The organism is Afipia broomeae ATCC 49717 (genome assembly GCF_000314675.2).
Lineage (GTDB): Bacteria > Pseudomonadota > Alphaproteobacteria > Rhizobiales > Xanthobacteraceae > Afipia > Afipia broomeae.
Genome location: NZ_KB375282.1, coordinates 293,047 through 314,739, shown reverse-complemented (window position 1 = coordinate 314,739; position 21,693 = coordinate 293,047). Strand labels below are relative to the sequence as shown.

Annotated in this window: 19 protein-coding genes; 9 read left to right on the top strand and 10 right to left on the bottom strand. The window is 62.9% G+C overall.

Going from position 1 to position 21,693, the window contains the following annotated elements; translation table 11 throughout:
- Positions 1-21 precede the first annotated feature (21 nt).
- The 9 genes from HMPREF9695_RS01540 (at position 22) to HMPREF9695_RS01500 (ending at position 10,379) form a co-directional block, all read left to right on the top strand.
- Positions 22-501: a DUF721 domain-containing protein gene (locus HMPREF9695_RS01540; protein ID WP_024919398.1), complete on the top strand. Its 480-nt coding sequence runs from the start codon at positions 22-24 to the stop codon at positions 499-501.
- A gap of 118 nt (positions 502-619) precedes the next feature.
- The gene (locus HMPREF9695_RS01535; protein ID WP_006019005.1) at positions 620-1,276 is read left to right on the top strand and encodes a DsbA family protein; all 657 of its coding nucleotides are present in this window, start codon (positions 620-622) and stop codon (positions 1,274-1,276) included.
- A 252-nt stretch (positions 1,277-1,528) separates the two neighbouring features.
- Entirely contained in the window at positions 1,529-4,993 is a 3,465-nt protein-coding gene (gene smc, locus HMPREF9695_RS01530; RefSeq protein ID WP_006019004.1) for a chromosome segregation protein SMC, read from the top strand.
- Positions 4,994-5,159: 166 nt separating this feature from the next.
- Entirely contained in the window at positions 5,160-6,155 is a 996-nt protein-coding gene (locus tag HMPREF9695_RS01525) for a small ribosomal subunit Rsm22 family protein (RefSeq protein WP_006019003.1), read from the top strand.
- A 72-nt stretch (positions 6,156-6,227) separates the two neighbouring features.
- Positions 6,228-6,608 carry a COG4315 family predicted lipoprotein gene (locus tag HMPREF9695_RS01520; RefSeq protein WP_006019002.1) on the top strand — a complete coding sequence of 127 codons (381 nt, stop codon included), beginning with the start codon at positions 6,228-6,230 and terminating at the stop codon, positions 6,606-6,608.
- A gap of 297 nt (positions 6,609-6,905) precedes the next feature.
- Positions 6,906-7,466, top strand: a complete 561-nt coding sequence (locus HMPREF9695_RS01515) for a LemA family protein (RefSeq protein WP_006019001.1) — start codon at positions 6,906-6,908, stop codon at positions 7,464-7,466.
- 131 nt (positions 7,467-7,597) lie between these two features.
- On the top strand, positions 7,598-8,761 hold the full coding sequence (locus HMPREF9695_RS01510) for a M48 family metallopeptidase (RefSeq protein WP_006019000.1): 1,164 nt from the start codon (positions 7,598-7,600) through the stop codon (positions 8,759-8,761).
- 143 nt (positions 8,762-8,904) lie between these two features.
- The gene (locus HMPREF9695_RS01505; RefSeq protein WP_006018999.1) at positions 8,905-9,672 is read left to right on the top strand and encodes a P-loop NTPase family protein; all 768 of its coding nucleotides are present in this window, start codon (positions 8,905-8,907) and stop codon (positions 9,670-9,672) included.
- A 35-nt stretch (positions 9,673-9,707) separates the two neighbouring features.
- Positions 9,708-10,379 carry a P-loop NTPase family protein gene (locus HMPREF9695_RS01500; protein ID WP_006018998.1) on the top strand — a complete coding sequence of 224 codons (672 nt, stop codon included), beginning with the start codon at positions 9,708-9,710 and terminating at the stop codon, positions 10,377-10,379.
- Between the two features lie 171 nt (positions 10,380-10,550).
- Here HMPREF9695_RS01500 and HMPREF9695_RS01495 read toward each other — a convergent pair whose 3' ends face one another.
- The 10 genes from HMPREF9695_RS01495 to HMPREF9695_RS01450 form a co-directional block, all read right to left on the bottom strand.
- Positions 10,551-11,090 (bottom strand): adenine phosphoribosyltransferase, encoded by a 540-nt coding sequence (locus HMPREF9695_RS01495; RefSeq protein WP_006018997.1) that lies wholly within the window; start codon positions 11,088-11,090, stop codon positions 10,551-10,553.
- A gap of 112 nt (positions 11,091-11,202) precedes the next feature.
- Positions 11,203-13,362 (bottom strand): anthranilate synthase component I, encoded by a 2,160-nt coding sequence (locus tag HMPREF9695_RS01490; RefSeq protein WP_006018996.1) that lies wholly within the window; start codon positions 13,360-13,362, stop codon positions 11,203-11,205.
- Between the two features lie 258 nt (positions 13,363-13,620).
- Positions 13,621-14,766 (bottom strand): ABC transporter permease, encoded by a 1,146-nt coding sequence (locus HMPREF9695_RS01485; RefSeq protein ID WP_006018994.1) that lies wholly within the window; start codon positions 14,764-14,766, stop codon positions 13,621-13,623.
- Positions 14,763-15,983, bottom strand: coding sequence for an ABC transporter permease (locus tag HMPREF9695_RS01480; RefSeq protein WP_006018993.1), 1,221 nt, complete (start codon positions 15,981-15,983; stop codon positions 14,763-14,765). The genes HMPREF9695_RS01485 and HMPREF9695_RS01480 overlap by 4 nt, the downstream gene beginning before the upstream one ends.
- Position 15,984: 1 nt before the next feature.
- On the bottom strand, positions 15,985-16,971 hold the full coding sequence (locus HMPREF9695_RS01475) for an HlyD family secretion protein (RefSeq protein WP_041710999.1): 987 nt from the start codon (positions 16,969-16,971) through the stop codon (positions 15,985-15,987).
- Between the two features lie 199 nt (positions 16,972-17,170).
- Positions 17,171-17,644: a GNAT family N-acetyltransferase gene (locus HMPREF9695_RS01470; RefSeq protein ID WP_006018991.1), complete on the bottom strand. Its 474-nt coding sequence runs from the start codon at positions 17,642-17,644 to the stop codon at positions 17,171-17,173.
- Complete coding sequence (locus HMPREF9695_RS01465; RefSeq protein WP_006018989.1) at positions 17,641-18,315, bottom strand: dienelactone hydrolase family protein; 675 nt, start codon at positions 18,313-18,315, stop codon at positions 17,641-17,643. Before HMPREF9695_RS01465 ends, HMPREF9695_RS01470 begins: the two co-directional genes overlap by 4 nt.
- 26 nt (positions 18,316-18,341) lie before the next feature.
- Complete coding sequence (locus HMPREF9695_RS01460) at positions 18,342-19,637, bottom strand: flavin-containing monooxygenase (RefSeq protein ID WP_006018988.1); 1,296 nt, start codon at positions 19,635-19,637, stop codon at positions 18,342-18,344.
- Entirely contained in the window at positions 19,634-20,620 is a 987-nt protein-coding gene (locus HMPREF9695_RS01455; protein WP_041710996.1) for an SDR family oxidoreductase, read from the bottom strand. Before HMPREF9695_RS01455 ends, HMPREF9695_RS01460 begins: the two co-directional genes overlap by 4 nt.
- Positions 20,617-21,561: a bile acid:sodium symporter family protein gene (locus HMPREF9695_RS01450; protein ID WP_006018986.1), complete on the bottom strand. Its 945-nt coding sequence runs from the start codon at positions 21,559-21,561 to the stop codon at positions 20,617-20,619. The genes HMPREF9695_RS01455 and HMPREF9695_RS01450 overlap by 4 nt, the downstream gene beginning before the upstream one ends.
- Between the last annotated feature and the right edge of the window lie 132 nt (positions 21,562-21,693).

Sequence of the window (21,693 nt, the reverse complement as noted above, 5' to 3'; positions counted from 1 at the left end):
ATGTACCGACGACACCCGCTTATGAACAAGCCCGGTCCCCTCACCGCGAAGCCGTTATCCGCATTGCTCGGCAGTGCGATCAACGATGTCTTCGCCAAGCAGGGCTTTGCCTCGCGCGAACTGGTGACGCGGTGGGCCGAGATCGTCGGCGCCCAAGTGGCGGCCCATTCGGAACCTCTGAAAATCCAGTGGCCGCGGCCGGTCGAGAACCAGGTCCCTGAACCGGCGACGCTGGTGCTGCGGGTCGAAGGCCCGATGGCGCTGGAAATCCAGCATACCTCGGACGTCATTCTGGAGCGGGTCAACCGCTTCTTCGGCTGGAACGCGGTGGGCCGGATCGCGCTGCGTCAGGCGCCGCTGTCGCAACGGCCGAAGCCCCGGGTCCGGAAGGCGCCCGACCCGAGCGCCGTCGCCGAGGTCGAGGCCTCGCTGGGCACCGTGGAGGACGGCGATCTGCGCGCAGCGCTGGCGCGGCTGGGCGCATCGATCAAGCGAAATTGAGCCCTATGTGACGGCGCCTGGCTTCGGCCCGGCATTGCCACAATCATGGTTTCAAGCTAGCGAAACGTTCCCCATCAGGCGTGACAACGCCGTTCGCACGACTTTCCGGAGCAGACCGTTGAACATCACGCGCCGCACCTTCACCGCCGCCTTGTCCCTCGCTGGCGCCTCTGCCGCACTCGGCCTTTCGCCGTGGCAGTTTTTCAGCCCGGCCAGCGCCCAGACCGCCGCCGAGATCAACCAGGCCGGCGAACTCGGCGACATGGCGCTCGGCTCGAAGGACGCCCCCGTCACCATCATTGAATACGCTTCCATGACCTGCCCGCATTGCGCGGCGTTCACCAAGGACGTGTTCCCGCAGATCAAGACCAACTACATCGATACCGGCAAGGTGCGCTTCATCTTCCGCGAATTCCCGCTCGATCAGGTGGCGCTCGCCGCTTCGGCACTGGCGCGCTGCGTCGCCAAGGACGATGCGCCGAAATACTTCGCGATCGTCGACATCCTGTTCAAGCAGCAGAACGATCTGGCCTCGGACGCGCTCAGCACCATCAATCGCGTCGGCAAGCAGGCCGGTTTCAGCGAGCAGATGATCAAGGACTGCGTCCAGAGCGACCCGAAAATCCAGAAGGGCATTCTGGATGTGCGCGAGCACGCCTACACCAAGCTCAAGGTTAACTCGACGCCGTTCTTCTTCGTCAACGGAACCGTGGTGAAGGGTGAGACCTCGTTCGAAGCCTTCGAAAAGATGATCAAGCCGCTGCTGAAGAGCTAAGCGTGGCGGGCGGAACCGGTCCGGTTCCACGGACCATTCGCCCGAAACACACTGAAATCCCTCGGAAATCCCTTTAAATCCCTTGGGAAAAGCCGTGCGGGCCGGTTGCCCTGCAGGGCCAGCCTCGCCATTGTGCGGACAGTTCGAGGCGCATTCCGCGACTCAGTTATACTGGCACAGGCCTGCTATGACCTTGCCCCGGCTGGATAATTCCGACTCCGGTAGTTCCCCGGTCAACAGAGCACCGATTGCATGAAACTCACCCGTCTTCGCCTTCATGGATTCAAATCCTTCGTTGAGCCGACCGATTTTCTGATCGAGCCGGGCCTGACCGGCGTCGTCGGTCCGAACGGTTGCGGCAAATCGAACCTCGTCGAAGCACTGCGCTGGGCGATGGGCGAAACCTCGCATAAGTCGCTGCGTGCCGCCGACATGGACGCGGTGATCTTCGCCGGCTCCGGCAACCGCCCGGCGCGCAATCACGCCGAAGTGGCGATGACCATCGACAATTCCGATCGCTCGGCGCCGTCCGCCGTGAACGATCAGGACATGCTGGAAATTTCCCGCCGCATCGAGCGCGAAGCCGGCTCGGTCTATCGCATCAACGGCAAGGATGTGCGCGCGCGCGACGTACAGATCCTGTTTGCGGACGCCGCCACGGGCGCACGCTCGCCCGCCCTCGTCCACCAGGGCAAGATCGGTGAAATCATTCAGGCGCGTCCCGACCAGCGCCGCCGCGTGCTGGAAGACGCCGCCGGCGTCGCCGGTCTGCATGCGCGCCGTCATGAGGCCGAACTGCGCCTCAAGGCGGCCGAGACCAACCTCACCCGCGTCGAGGATGTCATCGGCCAGTTGGCGAGCCAGATCGAAGGCCTGAAGAAGCAGGCGCGGCAGGCGATCCGCTATCGCGAAGTTGCCGCCAAGGTCCGCAAGGCCGAGGCCATGCTGTTTCACCTGCGCTGGATTCAGTCCCATGCCGATGTCGCCGAGGCCGGCCAGACCCACGACTTGAACGTCCGCGAACAGGCCGAACGCACCCTCCAGCAGGCCGAAGCCGCGCGCATTCAGGCGATCCGCGCCTCCGAACTGCCGGGCCTGCGCGAGAGCGAAGCGCGCGCCGCTGCCGGTTTGCAGCGCCTGACCAATGCCCGCGAAATGCTCGACCGCGAGGAAGCGCGCGCCAGGGAGCGCGTCACCGAACTCGACCGGCGCCTGACTCAGTTCGCCGCCGACATCGAACGCGAGCAGCGGCAACTGTCCGACGCCGACGTCGCGCTGGCGCGGCTCGAGTCCGAAGACAGCGTGCTCAAGGACGAGATCAGGTCGCGCGTCGAAAAGCGCAGCGGCGCCGATGAACGCGTTGCCGAAGCCGAAGCGACCCTTGCCGCGGCCGAACGGACCTTCTCCGAACTGACCACCGCGCTCGCCGATCTCACCGCCAAGCGCAACCAGATCGAAGCCAATGTCCGCACCCATCGCGATCGCCTTGCGCGGCTCGATCAGGACATCGTCAACGTCCAGAGCGAAGTCGAGAAGCTTGCCGCGGAGACCGGCGGCCTCGGCGACCTCGATGAACTTGCGGCCGCAATGGAAGCGGCGGCGGAGACGTTGCTGATTTCCGAAACCACGACGCAAGCCAGCGAGGCTGCGCATGTCAGCGCCCGCGCCAGGCTGGAAGCATCGCGTGCCCCGCTTGCCGATGCTGAAAAGCGCGTGCAGCGGCTGGAGACCGAAGCCAAGACGATCTCCAAGATTGTCAACGGCGAAACCAAGAACCTGTGGCCGCCGATCATCGACGGCGTCAACGTCGCCAAGGGTTTCGAGAAGGCGCTGGGCGCCGCGCTCGGCGACGATCTCGACGCGCCGGTCGATCCGACCGCACCGATGCGCTGGTCCAGCTTCGGCGTGATCGAAGGCGATCCGTCGCTGCCCGAAGGCATCGAAGCGCTTGCCGCTCATGTCACCGCGCCGCCGGAACTGGCGCGGCGTCTGGCGCAGATCGGCATCGTCAGCCGCGAACGCGGCGCGCAGCTTGCACCGCAGTTGAAGACCGGCCAGCGGCTGGTCTCGCGCGAGGGCGACCTGTGGCGCTGGGACGGGTTCGTCGCCGCGGCCCATGCTCCGACCGGCGCGGCACGGCGGCTCGCCGAGCGCGCCCGTCTCGTCGACATCGAAGCCGAGATCGAGCAGGCGCGGGCCGATGCGGCCGCCAAGCGTCAGGCACTGGAAAATGCCGAGGCTGAACTCAAGGCTGCGTCCGCAGCCGAAAGCTCCGCACGTGAAGCTGCGCGCAATGCCCAGCGCGAAGCCAATGCCGCGCGCGAACGCCATGCCAATGCGGAGCGCGAAATCAACCGCCATGCCTCGCACCGCTCGGCCCTCGACGAACGCGCCGCCCGCCTTGCGGCGGATCGCGCCGAGGCACACAGCGCTCACGAAGCCGCCGTCGCCGCTCTGGAGGAGTTGCCATCGAGCGCGGAGAACGAAGAAAAGCTCGCCACTGTCCGCGCCGACATGGACGGTCACCGCCGTCTTGCCGCGCAGGTGCGCGCCGAGGCGCAGGCGCTGGCCCGCGAAGCCGAACTCGCCGACCGCCGTGTGCAGGCCATCCTTGCCGAGCGCAGCGAGTGGCAGAACCGCAAGGAAAACGCCGCGTCGCAGATCGCGACTGTCGAGACCCGCATCGTCGAGGTCAACACCGAGCGCGCCGAACTCGAAAACGCACCGGAAGTGTTCGCCGAAAAGCGCAGCGCGCTGATCAGCGAAATCGAGCATGCCGAAGCCGACCGCCGCATGGCCGCCGATGCGCTGGCCACAGCCGAAACTGCGATGGCGGAAACCGACCGCGTGGCCCGCGCCTCGCTCGACGCGCTGTCCTCCGCACGCGAGGCCTGCGCCCGCTCCGAGGAGCGCATGGAAGGCACCCGCCGCCGCCTCGAAGACATCGAACGTGAAATCCGCGACATGCTGGAGGTCGAGCCGCACGGCGTCGCCGCTCTCGCCGAGATCACCCCGGAAACCGAGCTTCCGGCCGTGACCGATGTCGAGGCCGATCTGGAAAAGCTGCGCCGCGACCGCGAGCGCCTCGGCGCCGTCAACCTGCGCGCCGAGGAAGAACTGCGCGAGGTCGAGGCCCAGCATCTCAACCTCACCACCGAGCGTGACGATCTGGTCGAAGCCATCAAGAAGCTGCGTACCGGCATCCAGAGCCTCAACAAGGAAGCGCGCGAGCGCCTGCTGACCTCGTTCGAGACGGTCAACGCTCACTTCAAGCGGCTGTTCACCGAGCTGTTCGGCGGCGGTCAGGCCGAACTGACCCTGATCGAGAGCGACGATCCGCTCGAAGCCGGTCTCGAAATCATCGCCAAGCCGCCCGGCAAGAAGCCGCAGACGCTGTCGCTGCTCTCCGGCGGCGAGCAGGCGCTGACAGCGCTGGCGCTGATCTTCGCGGTGTTCCTCACCAATCCGTCGCCGATCTGCGTGCTGGACGAAGTCGACGCGCCGCTGGACGACCACAACGTCGAGCGGTTCTGCAACCTGCTGCATGAGATGACCTCGTCCACCGAGACGCGCTTCATCATCATCACCCACAACCCGATCACCATGGCGCGCATGAACCGGCTGTTCGGCGTCACCATGGCGGAACGCGGCGTGTCGCAGCTCGTGTCGGTCGATCTCGACGGCGCGATGAAGGTTCTCGACCAGAACGTAGCTTGACTGCTTCACCCTCCCCTCTGAGGGAGGTCCGTCATCCTGAGGTCCGAGCCGCACTTGCGGCGAGCCTCGAAGGATGCGCGCAGTGCGTTATTGCTGTCACCCTTGGAGGCGCGCAAGCGCTCGCTCCTCAGGATGACGGCAAGACAGGTCGAAAGGCCCCGCCGCCATGATCTCCCCCGATCTTCCCGCCGAACTGAGAGCAGCCCTCACACGCAAGTCCGAAGGCCTGTCGCGCAACGACGCTGCACAGCGCGCGGATACGATCTCGCGCACCTATCGCGATGGCGGCGGCTCGAGCACTATCCGAACAGGTGCCGACGCGCTGGCCTATGCGCTGGCACGGATGCCGGCGACCTACGCCGCGATCACCGCAAGCCTCAATGCCCTGACGGAAATCCGTCCGGGTTTCGTCCCCTCCAGCCTGCTCGATGTCGGCGCGGGGCCGGGCACGGCGACGTGGGCGGCGAGCGAAGCCTTCGCCTCGCTCGAGACGTTCACACTGCTCGACGCAAACGTGGCCCTGCGCGATCTCGCAACTGAACTCGCACAGCCGCACCTGCGCCTTGCCGCAATGCGCTACCAGTCCGGCGATGCGCGCAAGGCGCTTGCCGAGGCGCCGGAAGCAGATCTCGTTGTCGCCAGCTACGTCATCAACGAACTGGGCGACGGGGAACGTGCGGCCCTCGCTGACGCCATGTGGGCGAAAACGCGCGACACGCTGCTGGTCGTGGAGCCCGGTACGCCGGCGGGCTATGCACGCGTCATCGATCTGCGCGACCGGCTGATCGCGAAGGGCGCGCGTGTCATCGCGCCCTGCCCGCACGATGCTGCATGTCCGCTGACCAGGCCAGACTGGTGTCACTTCACGCAGCGGCTGCAACGCTCGCGCGCGCATAAACACCTGAAGGGCGCGGACCTTCCCTATGAGGATGAAAAATTCGCCTACGTGGTTCTGTCGCGGACGGCGCCTGCGCAAAGACCCGCGCGCGTGCTGGCGCAACCGCTGGTGACCAAGATAGCGGTCACGGCAAAAATCTGCACGCCTGAGGGAATAATGGAGGCTGCAAGCGTCCCGCATCGGGACAAGGCTGCCTACAAGCGCGCAAAGAAATGGAATTGGGGCGATGCGATTTTCCCCGAGAACGGCATCGGCGTGGAATAATTCTCTCCTGTCGGAGTTTGTCCTGATGACGCGTTCGCGTCCGACGCAAAAATCATCAGGAGTACACCAGCGATGTCCAAAACATTTGCCGCGATTGCGGCTGTCTCTCTCTTGCTCGCCTCAACCGCAGCTTTCGCCCAGGCTGCAAAGGTCGCCGACACTCCGGCAGGCAAGGCCTATGTCGATGCCAAGGGCATGACGCTCTACACCTTCGACAAGGACAGCGCCGGCAAGTCCGCCTGCAACGGCCCCTGCGCGACCAACTGGCCGCCGCTGATGGCCGGTGCCGACGCCAAGCCGTCCGGTGACTGGACCATCGTCACCCGCGACGACGGCAGCAAGATGTGGGCGCTCAAGGGCAAGCCGCTCTACACTTTTGCGAAGGACACCAAGCCCGGCGACACCACCGGCGACGGCTTTCTGAACGGCGCCTGGCATATCGCCAAGCCGTAAGCGTTTCACAAACAGACGTCACGGCATCGGAAGATTAACTCCCTCTCCCCGTTGGGGAGAGGGTTGGGGTGAGGGGGTTAAATGTCAAAGCTGACATACGATTCCCCTCACCCGGCACGCTATCGCGCGCCGACCTCTCCCCGACGGGGAGAGGTGAAAGAAACATCCTGACCGTTTCATTGAACCAGATCTCCCCAAGGACGACCAAATAGCGCGGCACCCCGGCCGCAGGCACTGACGGCCGTCTGCCTTTCAGGTAGGCTGCGTGCCATTCGTTGTCCCCATGGAGCTTTTCTCATGTCGTCCGGCTGGATTTTACTCGGTGTCATCGTCGTCATCGCCCTGTTCGTGTTCGGCGCCTATAACCGGCTGGTCGCGCTGGCGCAGCGGGTGTCGCAGGCCTTCGCCGACATCGACGTGCAGCTCAAGCAGCGCCACGATCTGATCCCGAATCTGGTCGAGACCGTCAAAGGCTACGCGACCCACGAGCGCGGCACGCTGGAAGACGTCGTGAAGGCGCGTAACGCTGCCATGTCGGCGCAGGGGCCGGCGCAGGTCTCCGCCACCGAAGGCCAGCTCTCGGCTGCGCTCGGCCGGCTGATCGCACTGTCCGAGGCCTATCCGGACCTCAAGGCCAACGCGAATTTCCAGCAGTTGCAAACCGAACTGTCCGACATCGAGAACAAGATCGCCGCCAGCCGCCGCTTCTTCAACAACGCGGTTCAGGAATACAATACCGGCATCCAGCAGTTGCCGGCTGCCCTCTTCGCCGGCGCGCTCGGTTTCACGAAGAAGGACTTCTTCGATCTCGGCGAGCAGCGCGGACAGCTCGAACAGGCACCATCGGTCAAGTTCTGATGACACCGCATTGACGGCGAAGATACCGTCATTGCGAGCGAAGCGAAGCAATCCATTTTTCTCAGAGCTTGAGCTGGATTGCTTCGTCGCTGCGCTCCTCGCAATGACAGCCACATAGGACAATCCAGGTCATGGCCGCGTACGGTCTCTACACGCATATCGCATCGAACAAGTTTCGTTCGATGCTGCTGCTCGGCGGCCTGTTCCTGCTCGTCTATGTGATGGTGTTCGCCGGTGCGCTGCTGGCCGAAGTGGCGCTCAACAGCAACCGTCCGTTCGACGACTATCTCACCCTCGCGGCGCACGACCTCGTCAAGGCCTTCCCGTTCGCCACTATCGGCGCGGCCGCATGGATCGTGATCGCCTATTTCTTCCATCAGAACATCATCGATGCCGTCACCGGCGGCCATGACGTAACGCGGCAGGAGCAGCCGCGGCTCTACAATCTGCTGGAAAATCTCTGCATCTCGCGCGGCATCCCGATGCCGAAGCTGAAGATCGTGGACAGCCCCGCGCTCAACGCCTTTGCCACCGGCCTTAACCGCAGCCAGTACGCAATCAGCGTCACCACCGGACTGATGAATGCGCTCAACGACCGGGAAATGGAAGCGGTGCTCGGGCACGAGCTGACCCACATCCGCAACGGCGACGTGCAGTTGCTTGTGATCGCCGTGGTCATTGCGGGCGTGATCGGCTTTTTCGCCGAACTGTTCTTCCGCATCTTCTTCAACTCCAACTGGAGTTTTGGCGGCGGCGGACGGTCCTCGTCCTCCTCGTCGGACGGGGACAAGAAGGGCGGCGGCGCGTTCGCCATCGTGCTTCTGGCGATCGCCCTGATCGGCCTCGCATGGGGCCTGTCGCTGGTGGTGCGGTTTGCCCTGTCGCGCTCGCGCGAACTGCTGGCGGACGCGGGCTCCGTCGAACTCACCAAAGACCCTGACGCGATGATCTCAGCACTGCGCAAGATCGAGGGCCGCGGCGAACTGCCGGGCGCGACCTCCGCCGTCATGGAAATGTGCATCGACAATCCGCGCGAAGGATTCGCGGACCTGTTCGCCACCCACCCGTCGGTCGATTCGCGGGTCAAGGCGCTGGTGAAATATGCCGGCGGGCGAGACCCGGGCCCATTGCCTCTGCCCGGCAGCGGCGCGGAAGCCGGTGATGGCGGCGGCCCCTCGGCGGATTCCAGCCCGGATACCCAGCCGGAAGCGCCTCAAGCCGGGCCCTGGGGCAGTTCCCCCCAGCCAGCGCCGTCCCCGGCAGGCCCGATTCCCGGACCATGGGGCGGCAGGTAACCCCCGCCGTTAAGAAGCCGTTGGTTATTCAGCATAACTGCCCGGTCAAGAATTGAATTATCCCTCGATTCTGCCATGGTCCGGCGGAAAGCAGGCTAAGCTGCGTCGTCAATTCGACGTGCTTGGTGGGTTAAAGAGGTCTTATGGCGAAACCGGCAGTGATCGTAGTGGGTGCGGACAAGGGTGGTGTCGGTAAAACCACCGTTTCGCGCACCGTCCTCGACTATTTCAGCGCAAACAACATCCCGACCCGTGCCTTCGATACCGAATCGCCGCGCGGTACGTTGATGCGCTTTCATCCCGACATCACCCAGATCGTCGACGTCACCTCGACGTCCGATCAGATGAAGATTTTCGATACGCTGAACTCGTCGGGCACCAGCGTCACCGTCATCGACGTCCGCGCAGGACTGCTGTCCCCGACCCTCGCGGCGCTTCGCGATATCGGCTTTCTCGATGCCGCCCGCTCCGGCCAGATCACCTTTGCGGTGTTCCATATCCTCGGCCCGTCGATCGCTTCGCTGGATGAAATCGCCGAGACCGCGAACTTCATGGACGGCGCGAAGTACTTCCTGGTGAAGAACTTCATCAACAACACCAGCTTCTTCGAGTGGGACCAGGCAACCTACAATTCGTATTTCCACCGCATCAAGAACGCGACCGAGATCACGATTCCGAAGCTCAACGAGATGGCCTACGAGCAGGTCGAAGTCGCTTCGGTGCCGTTCCTCAAGTTCGTCGCCAACAAGGGCACCAAGGACGAGCCCGCGAACTACTCGTTCGTGCTGCGCGGCTATGTCCGCCACTGGCTCGGCAATGTGTGGGGCGAATTCGACCGCATCAAGCTGACCGAGATCGTCGGCTCGAAGGACAAGTCCAATACGTCGCGGGCGCCGACCAGCGAGATCTGACGCCGGATCCAAGACACCAGCCGGACATCGCGCCGATGCGCCGCACGCCTGTCTATATCGTCTGTTCCCCCCGCCCCGCGGTGGGAAAAACGCTGATCGCGCGGGCGCTGACCGAATTTCTGGTGCTTCAGCGCGGCAAGGTGATCGCCTTCGACATCAACCTGCGCGAGCCCTCGCTGCTCAACTATCTGCCGCGCATCACCGAGACCGCGGCGATCAGCGACACCTTCGGCCAGATGGCGCTGATGGACCGGCTGATCGTCAACGACAACGTGCCGAAGGTCGTCGATCTCGGCTTTCATGCCTTCGACGATTTCTTCAAGATGATCGCAGAAATCGGCTTCATGAAGGAAGCGGACCGCCGCGGCGTCGATCCGATCGTTCTTTTCATTCCCGATCGCGACCGCGCGTCCATCGTCGCCTGGACCATGCTGCGCGAGACGTTTCCGAATGCGGCGATCGTGCCGGTCGAAAACGAGCATGTGCTGTGGGGCGAATTGCCCGCAGCGTTCGGCCGCGTACGGCCGTTCAGGGTCGCGGCCCTGCCCGCATTCCTGAAATCAATTATCGGACGCCTGAACTTCTCGTTCACGCACTATCTGCGCGACAACAAGGACCAGTCGTCGGAGCTGCATCAATGGGTGCGGACCAACTACACGCGCTTTCGCGAGCTGGAACTGAACCTGATCCTGCATAAGCTGGGATAGATCAGGATTATTCCATTTTAAATAATCGAGTTTGTTGAAATCGTCATTGCAGGGAGCACTTGCGACGAAGCAATCCATTCTCCTCAAAGGTGGATTGCTTCGCTTCGCACGCAATGACGTAAATGGACAAATCTGAATTCATTCACATTCTGATAGCTGAAGATCGATCTGTCAGTGACCGTCGAAGGTCATCAGTGTTCGCACCGGGACATTCATGGCGCGCAGCTTGGCCGCACCGCCGAGTTCCGGCAGATCGATGATAAAGCAGGCCGCTACCACATCGGCGCCGATCTGGCGAAGCAGCTTCACCGCGCCTTCCGCCGTGCCGCCGGTCGCGATCAGATCGTCAATCAGGATGACGCGCTCGCCAGGCTTGATGGCGTCGGCGTGCATTTCCATTTCATCCAGACCGTATTCCAGCGAATAGGCAATACGCACCGTGGTGTGCGGCAGCTTGCCCTTCTTGCGGATCGGCACGAAGCCTGCCGAGACCTGATGCGCCACTGCGCCGCCGAGAATAAAGCCGCGCGCTTCCATGCCGGCGACCTTGTCGATCTTGGAGCCGGCCCAGGGCTGGACCAGTTCATCGACCGCACGGCGGAACGCCCACGCATTGCCAAGCAATGTCGTGATGTCGCGGAAAACAATGCCGGGCTTCGGGTAGTCCTGAATGGCGCGGACGGTGGCCTTCAAATCATCAGAGAGAGTCATCGGATGCTAATCCCACAAAATCATTTTCGTCATTGCGAGCGAAGCGAAGCAATCCATTCTTGGGCCGCAACGCATGGATTGCTTCGTCGCTGGCGCTCCTCGCAATGACGTTCTAACCGGGTTGCCCCAGCCTGAAGGCGTTTTCGACGATCCGCAGTCCGACATTGCCTTCGAGCGACATCAGCGACTCGGGATGAAACTGCACGCCGCCCACCGGCAGCGTCTTGTGCTCGATCGCCATGGCGATGCCGTCCTCGGTGCTGGCAGTCACCTGCAGCACGTCAGGCATACCGTCGCGATCGACATACAGCGAGTGATAGCGTCCGATCACGACTTCATTCGGCAGATTGCCCATCAGCGTGCCGCCGCGCACCTGAACACGCGAAGGGCGGCCATGTGCGGGCGTCGCGAGCTGCCCGAGCTTGCCGCCGAAGTATTCGCCGATGGCCTGAACGCCGAGGCAAACGCCAAACACCGGAAGCTTCTTCTCCAGCGCCGCGCCGATGAATTTCGAGATACCGAAATCTTCGGGGCGGCCGGGACCGGGCGAAAGCACCAGCAGGTCGTATTCGTTCTTCTTCAACACATCGAGCGCGTGGTTGTGCCGCGTGACACTCACCGTCGCACCGACCTGCCGGAAATAATCCGCCAGCATGTGCACGAACGAGTCTTCATGATCGATCAGCAGCACCTTCTTGCCGGAACCGGTAGCGTCCGGCGCGAAGACGGACAGAGGTTTCGCCGGATCGCCGCGCAGCGCCTGAAACAGCGCCGCCGCCTTGGTCTGGCATTCCTTCTCCTCGGCGACAGGATCGGAATCGAACAGCAGGGTGGCGCCGACGCGCACTTCCGCAAGGCCATCCTTCATGCGGATGGTGCGGATAGTGAGACCCGTATTGATGCTGCCATCGAAGCCGAGGAATCCGAGCGCGCCCGCATACCAGCGGCGTGACGAACGCTCGTGATCTTCGACGAACTGCATCGCCCACAGTTTCGGCGCACCGGTGACGGTGACGGCCCATGCGTGGGTCAGGAAGCCATCCAGCGCATCAAAGCCCGGACGCAGCATGCCTTCGACATGATCGACGGTGTGAAACAGTTTCGAGTAAGTCTCGATCTGCCGCCGCGCCAGCACCTTGATGGTACCCGGCTCGCACACCCGCGCCTTGTCGTTGCGATCGACGTCGGTGCACATGTTGAGTTCGAATTCGTCTTTCTGCGAATTGAGCAGTTCCTGAATCTGTTTGGCATCGCTGATGGCGTCCACGCCGCGCGCGATGGTGCCCGAGATGGGACAGGTCTCGATCCGCTTGCCGTCGGAGCGGACGAACATTTCCGGCGACGCCGCCACCAGAAATTCACCATCGCCGAGGTTGATCAGCGCGCCATAAGGCGACGGGTTGATCTTGCACAGCCGCTGGAACACTTCCGCCGGCGTCCGTTCGCAAGGCTCGGCAAACAATTGGCCCGGCACCGCCTCGAACAGATCGCCGCGTGCAAACGCCTGGCGGGCGATCTCGACGGTTTCCTGATAAACGCCCGGTGCGTGATCGGCAAAGCCTTCGCGCTTGGTCTTGGCGTAAACGCTCTCAGAGGTCTCGCGGTCGAGGCCCTTGGTGGACTGACCGCCGAACGCAAACTCATAGCTCAGGATCACACCGCGTCCTGTGGCGCGGTCATAGGCCAGAATGCGGTCGGGAATGTAGAGAACAATGTCGCGCTGGTCTTTCTCGCGCGCACGCTTCTGCACGAGGTCCTCGAACTGGAACACCAGATCGTAGGCGAAGGCTCCGAACAGCCCGAGCAGCCCGTCGTTCGGGGAATTGAAGGCCGCGATGATATCGCGCACCAGCGACACCACAGACGCACGCCGGGTGCGCTGGTCCTCATCCACCGGCGCGTCGCCGCGCACGATGTGACCGGAAATGCGCGTGGCGCTCTTTTCGGTGATGACGGTGCAGGGCTCGCTCAAGGTCTCGGCGAGAAATGCCACCAGCACCTTGCCGCGCGCATTCAGCGCCTCGATGAAAAAATCCGTGCTGGTCGATTCCAGCCGCAGCGGCGGGTCGGAAAAACCGAGGTCGAAGCTCTCATAGCGGCCCGGCACCGTGGTGCCCGACGACAGCACCACGCCGCGGCGGGTGTCCAGCCGGTCGATCAGCCGGTCGAGCGCCGTTCCGCCGGTAAAATGCTCGACGGAACGGGCCACATCGAGGCCGCGGGCCGTCCGGTATTCGCTCTGCGCGGGGAGGGAAAAAAGGGTCCTGTTCATCTGGTCCTCTTACGAGACTTGCTGGAGGAACGCCACACAGGACAAACGAAAAAGGCCGTCGCTCTGCGATGACGGCCTCGACGATTGAAATTCACATAAATCGCACCGGCCACCTTTAGAAGGTGCGCCACCAGAGACGGGTCGGGCTGGAGAGGGTGCTCATGGGGGCAAAACACCATCCGGAGCGGGCGAAGTCAAGCGCCTCAAAGTCACGATTCCGCAGCGGCCGGGACTGGCGTCCCGGGCCTATCCTTGGGCCTATCTTTGGGGCCGGGTCGCTCTGGCCTCGATCAGGACGGCAAGGGCTCCGTAGAACAGGGTCAGCCCCCACAGGGTCCAAAGCGCAGGCTGGACCTCGTGGAGGGATGCCCCGAGTTGCCCGATTCTTACCAGCGCACTAATGGCCGACGTGCTGGGGACCAGAAGGGAAACGGCATGAACCGCCGGCGGGATCGCCTCCACCGGCCAGGCGAACCCGGCGAGGAAAAAGAACGGCAAGCCGATGGCCGCCAGAACGAGCTGAACCATAAGCGGATTGCGCAGCCACGCAGCAATCACAAGGCCGAGCGCGCTGGTCGACAGCACGAAAGGAATGGCGAAAAACAACTGAGCCGCCAAGGAACCCAGACGCGGCACCCCATAAAAGTACGGAAGCGCGATCAAATAGAGCGGCACAACGACCGCCTCCACCGTCAGATAGGCCAACAGCCGGCCCACGACCTTCGTGACCGGGCCGGCATTGGCGCTCTCGCCGGACGAAAGGCGGGCGCCCGGCAGCGTCCCGAGCAGCCCGACTGCGACAAGCAACGTCTGTTGCAGGATGAGAACGAACGCCGCGGGCAGCACATAGGTGGCGTAGCCTCCCTGCGGATTGAACAGCGGCACCGATGTCAGCGGCAGCGGATCAGTGACCGCCGAGGCGATCACGGGATCGATGCCAAATCCGACGAGCCGCGTCGCTTCGACCTGTGCGCCGAAAGTGCGCGACACCGAAGTGACGCCGGCAGAGATTCGCTGATGCATCAGGAAGTAGCTGGCATCGCTATAGAGCGCGACAGGTGACGGGCGACCGTGCAGAAGATCGCGCTCGAAGTATTGCGGAATAACAAGGACGCCAAAAATCCTGCGTGTGTAGACTTCACGTTCCGCCGTGACAAAATCAGGCAGTGTCATGGCCACATGAATATCCGGCGTCGCGTCGATCAGGCGCGCCAGCTCTCGGCTGCTGGCCGTGCCGTCGTTGTCGACCACTGCGATCGGGACATTGCGCAGCGCCTCATTGACATAGGGCTGCGGATAGAACGCGGCATAGATCAGCACCGCCCCGATCAGAACCGACCACACCGGCTTCAGCGCAAAGATGCGCCTGAACTCGTCACAGTACACGGCAAGCAGCGCGTTCATGACGTCGCCCCCTCAAGCGCAGGCGACGGTCCTGATGGCGCAGGATCAGTACGCGACCGCATGCTGTCGAGCCGCCACGCCGCCAGGATGACAAGGCTCACCACGAACGCGAGAAGGATCAGGATCGGCTTCAGCGACAGGTCGGACGGCGTACCGCGCACGGTCTGATCGATGCGCGCCATGAGATACCAGGTGCCCGGCAGCAGCGCGCCAAAGCCATAAGCAAAGGAATTCATGGCGAGCCGCGGAAAGCCGATACCCATGTAACCGAAAGCCGGCGACGTGAGCAGCGTCGCGATGCTGATCGCGCTCGGGGTCGAGCGCAACAGAAGCGCCAGCAATGCACCGAACATCTGACACGCAAGGATAAACAACAGCCCGGCCGACAGGAGGAGCCAGCGGCTACCGTGCAACGGCAGGTCGAAATAGCCGAACAGCCACAGATCCGACAGACCGAGCACGGCCAGAAAGACGAGGGTGAGTGGCAGTATTTTTCCCGCCATGGCCGGCCACAGCCCCCCGCCAAGCCGGCGCAGGATGCGCAGCCGGTGCGGGGTCTCGACGTCCAATCCCACGGAGTAGGCGGAAGCGGTGATGATGATGATCTGCAGCACACTGGGAATCAGGGCCGCGAGCAGGAAGTGCACGTAGTTCAACGTCGGATTGAACAACGGATGAATCTGAACCGGGATCGGCGTCAGATCGGCCTGTGCCAGATCAGAGGCCTGTCCCTGCCCCGTCCGCAGCGAGAGGCGAATGCCCGCAGCGGCGGTGGGCAACGCCGCAGAGATTCCGCGGACCACAAGATTTCCCGTGGTCAGTGTCTGCGTGTTGTAGAAAAATACGACCTCGGGACGGCGCCCGGCAGTGACGTCCCGTTCCAGATGCAGCGGCAGCATCAGGAAGCCGTGCACCTTGCCCTCGATGAGAAGCTTGCGGCCTTCCGCAAGATCACCCACATGCTGGGCGACCGCGGTGTCGGGCGTTGCATCGACCATGCGGATGATGGTGCGCGACAGATCCGAACCGTCGAGATCAAGCACGGCGATTGGAAGACGGGTGGCGAGACCGGCACTGAACACCAGCGTCAGCACCGCCATCAGCGCGATCGGCAGGATGGTCGACAGGACCAGCAGGAACTTGCGGCGGCGAAGCCACGTCAGTTCACGCCAGAACACCAGCCAGAAACCCGGTTTCAGGTTTCGGCGCGACAACATATCAGCGGCCTCGCGCGGCCCATGCCGCGATCGCGCTCATGCCCGGCCGCAAACCTTCGACGGGGTTCACCGGCACAGAGCGAACCTCGAATGTCCGCAGATCGAAATCACCCGTTGCACGCGTCGCACGCCAGGTCGCGTACTGGCCCTGCACGTTGATCATGGTGACACGGACCGGAATCACTGCCGATTTGAGCGCGGGCACGGTGACCTCGAAGGTGTCGCCAATTTTCAGACCGGCGAGAAGGTCCTCGCGCAGATTGAAGGTGAACCAGACGTTCTTCAGATCGATCAGGGAGAACAGCGGCGCGCCCGCGCTGAAGTTCTCGCCGATGGCCGCGACACGTGTCGTCACCTGCCCCGAGATCGGCGCAACGACATGCAGTTCCTTGACGTCCACGTCGCGCTGGTTGAGCGCCGCCTCGGCCTGCTTGACTTGCGCGCCCGCCAGCGCCTTTTCCTCCTTGCTGGCGCCCGTTTCGGCAAGCTGCGCCGCCGCCTGCGCCGATTCACGCTTGCGGATCGCGGCTTCGAGATTGCGGGTGGCTTCATCGACGCGCGACTGCGGCGTGTTGCCGGAGCGGGCCAGTTCGGCCTGACGGTTGTAGGTTTCCTGCGCCAGCGTCACGTCGGCATCGGCAGCAGCAACCTCAGCCTTGCGGGCCGCGATGGTTTCTGGCCGCGTGCTGTTGATGCGCGCGAGGTCCGCTTCAGCAACACCCAGCGCGGCCTTTGCCCCGATCAATGCCGCGACAAGCTGCGGGCTTTCAAGCTCAGCGAGCATCGCGCCTTTCTCGACGGAACTGCCGACATCGGCGCCGAGCTTGATGATGCGTCCGGAAACACGCGGACTGACATCGACGCGGTCCGCCGTGACTTCACCCTGTACGGTGAGAGGGGGCGCACGCGTTGCGATCCACAGAATGACTCCCAACGCACCGAGTGCAAGAATGCCGATCACCGGCTGCACTACCTTGTTGCCTGCCATCCTCAATCCCCGTTCGGAGCCGGCCTCTGGCTGAGCCATGAGGTAATCCAGTCTGCGCACAATGCATAACGTATAATTTCAACACAACGGAAAATCGCGGCTTTGCCAGGCGCAAAATTTCATCATTCTGTCGCCCGCATCAGCGACGTTCGCGATTCCGTTTCAATCATCTGTATCAATCAAGGATCAAGTCGCGAGTTCATTTCGGCGGTGTTGAACCCTTGACGAAAACTGTCAGGTGTCGCTCGCCAACGTCCTCCTCGATTGGAAGCCAATCCTGCCGGATATAGAACCGCCGACGTTCTTTTTCGGCGCACAGATAGACCCGTCTGAAATTGAGCGCGAAGACGTCACTGACGGCGCGCGCGACCAGCGCGGAGCCGATCTCCTGCATCCGGTATTTCGGATCGACCCAGACCGCCGCCACCCAGGGCGAGTATTGCGGGCGCTCCTCAAGGTCGGCGGCAATGACCGAGGCCGTCCCGAAAAAGGTCTCATCCCGGTGTGCCACCAGCGCGAACGGGATCGGTGACGGATTCATATTTTCGCGCAGGCGTCCGGCGATGTAATCCGCCGAAAAGCCCCGCTCCTTCCACCATGCCCGCCAGATGCGGTCAGCAACCGCGTCGAAAAACGCCGGCTGCTGCCGCAGGTCGGAGATGGTGACGTTCATCCCAAATGCTTTTTGAAGAAATCCGTGGCGCGGCCCCAGGCAAGTTCTGCGGCCTGGCGGTCATGAACAGACATCCGCTGTTCGTTGACGAAGGCATGATCGGCGTCATAGCGGAAGAACTCATAAGTTTTGCCGGCGGCCTTCAGCCCCTTCTCGAACGCATCGACCACCTGCGGCGTGCACCAGTCGTCACGATTGGCGAAATGCCCCTGCAACGGAATCTTCACGTCGGCGGGCTTGGCGGCTTGCTCCGGCGGGATGCCATAGAATGCCACGCCGGCAGCCAGTTCCGGAATAACGGTTGAGCCGATCACGGTTACCGCGCCACCAAGACAAAAGCCGGTGAGACCGACCTTGGCGCCATTGCGTGCGAGATATTGCGCAGCGCCGCGCACGGTCTGCTTCGTGGCATCCATGAAATCAAGCGAGCCCATTTCTTTGTTGGCGGCATCCGTATCGTGATACGGCACGACCACACCATTGTAGAGGTCGGGCGCAAGCGCATCGAATCCGGCCACTGCGAAGCGATCGCACAGCCCCTTGATTTGATCCTGAAGACCCCACCATTCCTGAATGACGACGACGCCCGGCGCGTTGCCGCGCGCGGCGTTGGCGAGATAGCCGGTTGCGTCCTTGCCGTCGGGACGTTTGAAAGTAATGGTGGTGCCCATGATGTCCTCCGAGAAATTTGAGTGTCTTATACCGCGGTCGAAGCAACGCTCAAGCTCGCGATGGCTTTCTGAAGATCACGTTTGTATTGCAGGAAGTCGACGAAAATTCCGTGTTCCCCGCGATCCTTGGCGACCGGCCGTGTGTGATAGGCGGCGATCTTGTCGCGGAAATCTGCGATCGTATCGGGGCTTTCCTTTTGCGCCTTGATATAGGCCGCGATCAGATCGGTTTGCAAAGCACGGCCCGGCCAGCCGACACCGGCGCCTTCGAGCAGCCCGGCGACATAAAGACCGTTCGGACGTGACGGGAAAATGTTGAGATAGAGACGCGGCGCGCCTTTCTCCGGCTGCCAGTTCAGTTCGGTGAGGTCTTCAAGAAACGGAAACGTGATCTCGTAGCCTGTCGCAAGCAGCACCAGATCGACCTGATCTTCCTGCCCATCGGTAAAGACAACCGTGTCGCCGCGGAATTCCTTGATCGGCTTGCGCAACGCGACATCGCCCTGCCCCAGATGCTGGAGCACGAGCGAGTTCACGATCGGCGTCTTGTCATAAAGCCGGTGCTCGGGCTTCGGCAGGCCGAAGCGCTCCGGCGGCCCCACCAGAAACCGCAGGATCGGCTCATGCAGCATCGAGCGCAGGCGTTTGGGAATGATGAAACGCTTCGGCTTGTGGTTGCCCTCGTCCGCCGGCTTTCCGGCGAGAAACTTCGGCACGAAATGATTGCCGCCGCGCACGCTCCACAGCACCTGCTTGGCACGGTGAATGGCATCGACAACGATGTCGCAACCGGTATTGCCCATGCCGACGACGAGCACACGCTTGCCTTCGAAGATGTCGGCCGTCTTGTAGTCCTTCGCGTGCATCAGCTTGCCGCTGAATTCGCCCGGAATCTTCGGCATCAGGGGATCGCTGAGATGGCCGTTGGCGAAGATGACGCTTTCATAGTCGTCTGCGGTGCCGTCATCGAAGGTGGCGCGCCAGCTTCCGTCCCGCTGCTCGATCTTGCTGACTTCGGTATTGAAACGGATCGAGGGATAGAGATCGAAATGTTTCGCGAACGACTTGAAATATTCCAATACACGCTCGTGGCCCGGATAGGCGGGCCAGTCCTCCGGCATCGGGAAATCCGCATAGGCGGTGGTGCGCTTTGAGGAAATCAGATGCGTAGAGGCGTAGACCGCGCTTGGCGCCGCGCCATACAGCCACTGCCCGCCGACATCGGCGTTCCTCTCCACGCACTTCACCGGCAGATCGGCCTGCTTGAGGCTCCTGACGGCGGCAAGGCCCGCGGGGCCCGCACCGATGACGAGTGTCGTCATCTCCTCAGCTCCTCGCGGCCGTCGCGATAACGCTCGAACACCTTGCGCGCATCATAGCGCGGCGTGAATCCAAACTCGGCTTTCAGCTTGTCGTTGGACAGCACCGGCCGGTACTGGATGAACTTGGCATGGCCCGGCCCGAGCTTGGTGATGCGCAGCAGATGCAGCAGCCACAGCGCGGACTTCAGAAGCGATGGCGGGATCGAAACATAGGGCCGGTGATTGAGTTCGGCGATCTCGCGCAGGCTGAGCGTGCCGTCACCGGCGAGATTGTAGGTGCCAGGTTTCGGCTCCCGCACGGCTTGCACCAGTGCGTCGACCACATCGCTGTCGGCGATCAGCGAGAACGGCGTGGCGGTGCCGCTGACGCCCATCACCACCGGCCGCTCGAAGAGCGCGGTGATCTGGTTGTTGGTCGTGGGCCCCAGCACCGTGCAGGGACGGAACACGGTCTGCTGAAGATCCGGGTAAAGGTCGTGCCACTCGATCAGCATTTCCTCGACCTCGCGCTTGTTACGCGCGTAGGGGAAATCCGCATTGCCGCGCAGCGGATCGCTTTCACGCAGCGGCACCGGATTATCCGCGTGATAGCCGTAGGCCGAGCCGCTTGAAGTGACGATCAGATGCTCGACGCCGGCATCGAGTGACGCTTGCAGCACGTTCTTGGTGCCGAGCACGTCGATTTCCCAGTCGCGCTGCGGATCTCCGCCGACCGCGACGACCGACGCGAGATGCACCACGGTCTGCGGACGGCGCGCCTGAAAAATTTCCCTGAGCGCGGGATCGCGGACATCGCCCGTCAGATAAGTGACGTTGGGAAGCCGCTCATCGGCGACAACCTCGCGCATATCGAGCGCGATGATCTCCGAATTCAGATTGACGCGCGCCAGTTCGGCGATCAGCGATTTGCCGATGAAACCGGCAGCGCCGGTGACCAGCACGCCGCCGTTCATGGCGTATTGTCCTGCGTGGGCGTCGCTCATTCCGCCGTGTCCGTACGAGGGATCTGACTCTCGCGCGGATGCGGATCGCGGCGCTTCCACCATGCCGCCAGCGCCCATCCGGAAATCAGATGCCAGACGCCCCATCCCGCAGCCACCAGCGCCGCGCCGCCGATGCCGTCGAACTGATTGAGGATCAGCGCGAGGCCCAGCCCCGAATTGTGCATGCTGACCTCGATGGTCATCGCGCGGGTGTCATAGCCGCTGAGCCGCAGCAGCTTCGCCGTGCCCCAGCCGAGCCCGATGGCGATGGCGTTGTGCAGGATGACGAACGGCAGGATCGATTGCACGAAGGTCGTCAGATAACGCGCATTGGTGAAGATCGCGCCGCCGATGAAGGCCACCAGAAACAGGAACGACAGGATCTGCAGCGGCCGGCGCAACAGGTGACCGAGGCGCGGCCAGTAATGCACTGTGGCCAGCCCCAGCATCATCGGAATGCCGAGGATAAGCATGGTCGAGCCGAGGAACGACAGCGGCTCGATGCTCACCTGCCGCAGCAATGCATTGGTGTCCGGGTTAAGTCCTGCCCAGAAGATGATGTTGAGCGGCGTGGTCACGATGGCGAGCAGGCTCGACATCGCGGTCATGCTGATCGAGAGCGCGGTGTTGCCGCGCGCCATGTGCGTGATCAGGTTGGAAATGTTGCCACCCGGACAGGCCGCCACCACGATCATGCCGAGCGCGATGCTCGGCTGCGGCTTCAGCAGCATGGTGATCGCCCATGTCACCGCAGGCAGCACCGCAAGCTGCGCCAGCAGACCGGAGACCGGCGCAACCGGGCGGCGGAACACTTCAATGAAATCGCCGATGCGCAGATCAAGCGCCACGCCGTAGATGATCAGCGCCAGCACGCCGCCGAGGACAAGCTGTCCCGTCGGATTGATGTTGAGCAGAATGCCGTCGATCGGTGCGCCCGTCATATGTCCCTCAGCCTTGATCGATAAGGTTAGTTGAGCGGATCACCCGACGCTAGTGGAGCGCACATTGCTGCAATGAAGCATTCACGCAGCAAAAAGGCCCCCGCAGCGGGGGCCTTTCGCAACTCTCATCTC

What these genes read in the sequence shown, in the direction of transcription:
- HMPREF9695_RS01495 (WP_006018997.1), bottom strand. Translation starts at nt 11,090, where the DNA reads ATGACTCTCTCTGATGATTTGAAGGCCACCGTCCGCGCCATTCAGGAC.
- HMPREF9695_RS01470 (WP_006018991.1), bottom strand. Translation starts at nt 17,644, where the DNA reads ATGAACGTCACCATCTCCGACCTGCGGCAGCAGCCGGCGTTTTTCGAC.
- HMPREF9695_RS01520 (WP_006019002.1), top strand. Translation starts at nt 6,228, where the DNA reads ATGTCCAAAACATTTGCCGCGATTGCGGCTGTCTCTCTCTTGCTCGCC.
- HMPREF9695_RS01505 (WP_006018999.1), top strand. Translation starts at nt 8,905, where the DNA reads ATGGCGAAACCGGCAGTGATCGTAGTGGGTGCGGACAAGGGTGGTGTC.
- HMPREF9695_RS01510 (WP_006019000.1), top strand. Translation starts at nt 7,598, where the DNA reads ATGGCCGCGTACGGTCTCTACACGCATATCGCATCGAACAAGTTTCGT.
- HMPREF9695_RS01475 (WP_041710999.1), bottom strand. Translation starts at nt 16,971, where the DNA reads ATGGCAGGCAACAAGGTAGTGCAGCCGGTGATCGGCATTCTTGCACTC.
- HMPREF9695_RS01500 (WP_006018998.1), top strand. Translation starts at nt 9,708, where the DNA reads ATGCGCCGCACGCCTGTCTATATCGTCTGTTCCCCCCGCCCCGCGGTG.
- HMPREF9695_RS01490 (WP_006018996.1), bottom strand. Translation starts at nt 13,362, where the DNA reads ATGAACAGGACCCTTTTTTCCCTCCCCGCGCAGAGCGAATACCGGACG.
- HMPREF9695_RS01485 (WP_006018994.1), bottom strand. Translation starts at nt 14,766, where the DNA reads ATGAACGCGCTGCTTGCCGTGTACTGTGACGAGTTCAGGCGCATCTTT.
- HMPREF9695_RS01480 (WP_006018993.1), bottom strand. Translation starts at nt 15,983, where the DNA reads ATGTTGTCGCGCCGAAACCTGAAACCGGGTTTCTGGCTGGTGTTCTGG.
- HMPREF9695_RS01455 (WP_041710996.1), bottom strand. Translation starts at nt 20,620, where the DNA reads ATGAGCGACGCCCACGCAGGACAATACGCCATGAACGGCGGCGTGCTG.
- HMPREF9695_RS01540 (WP_024919398.1), top strand. Translation starts at nt 22, where the DNA reads ATGAACAAGCCCGGTCCCCTCACCGCGAAGCCGTTATCCGCATTGCTC.
- HMPREF9695_RS01460 (WP_006018988.1), bottom strand. Translation starts at nt 19,637, where the DNA reads ATGACGACACTCGTCATCGGTGCGGGCCCCGCGGGCCTTGCCGCCGTC.
- HMPREF9695_RS01515 (WP_006019001.1), top strand. Translation starts at nt 6,906, where the DNA reads ATGTCGTCCGGCTGGATTTTACTCGGTGTCATCGTCGTCATCGCCCTG.
- HMPREF9695_RS01450 (WP_006018986.1), bottom strand. Translation starts at nt 21,561, where the DNA reads ATGACGGGCGCACCGATCGACGGCATTCTGCTCAACATCAATCCGACG.
- smc (WP_006019004.1), top strand. Translation starts at nt 1,529, where the DNA reads ATGAAACTCACCCGTCTTCGCCTTCATGGATTCAAATCCTTCGTTGAG.
- HMPREF9695_RS01465 (WP_006018989.1), bottom strand. Translation starts at nt 18,315, where the DNA reads ATGGGCACCACCATTACTTTCAAACGTCCCGACGGCAAGGACGCAACC.
- HMPREF9695_RS01525 (WP_006019003.1), top strand. Translation starts at nt 5,160, where the DNA reads ATGATCTCCCCCGATCTTCCCGCCGAACTGAGAGCAGCCCTCACACGC.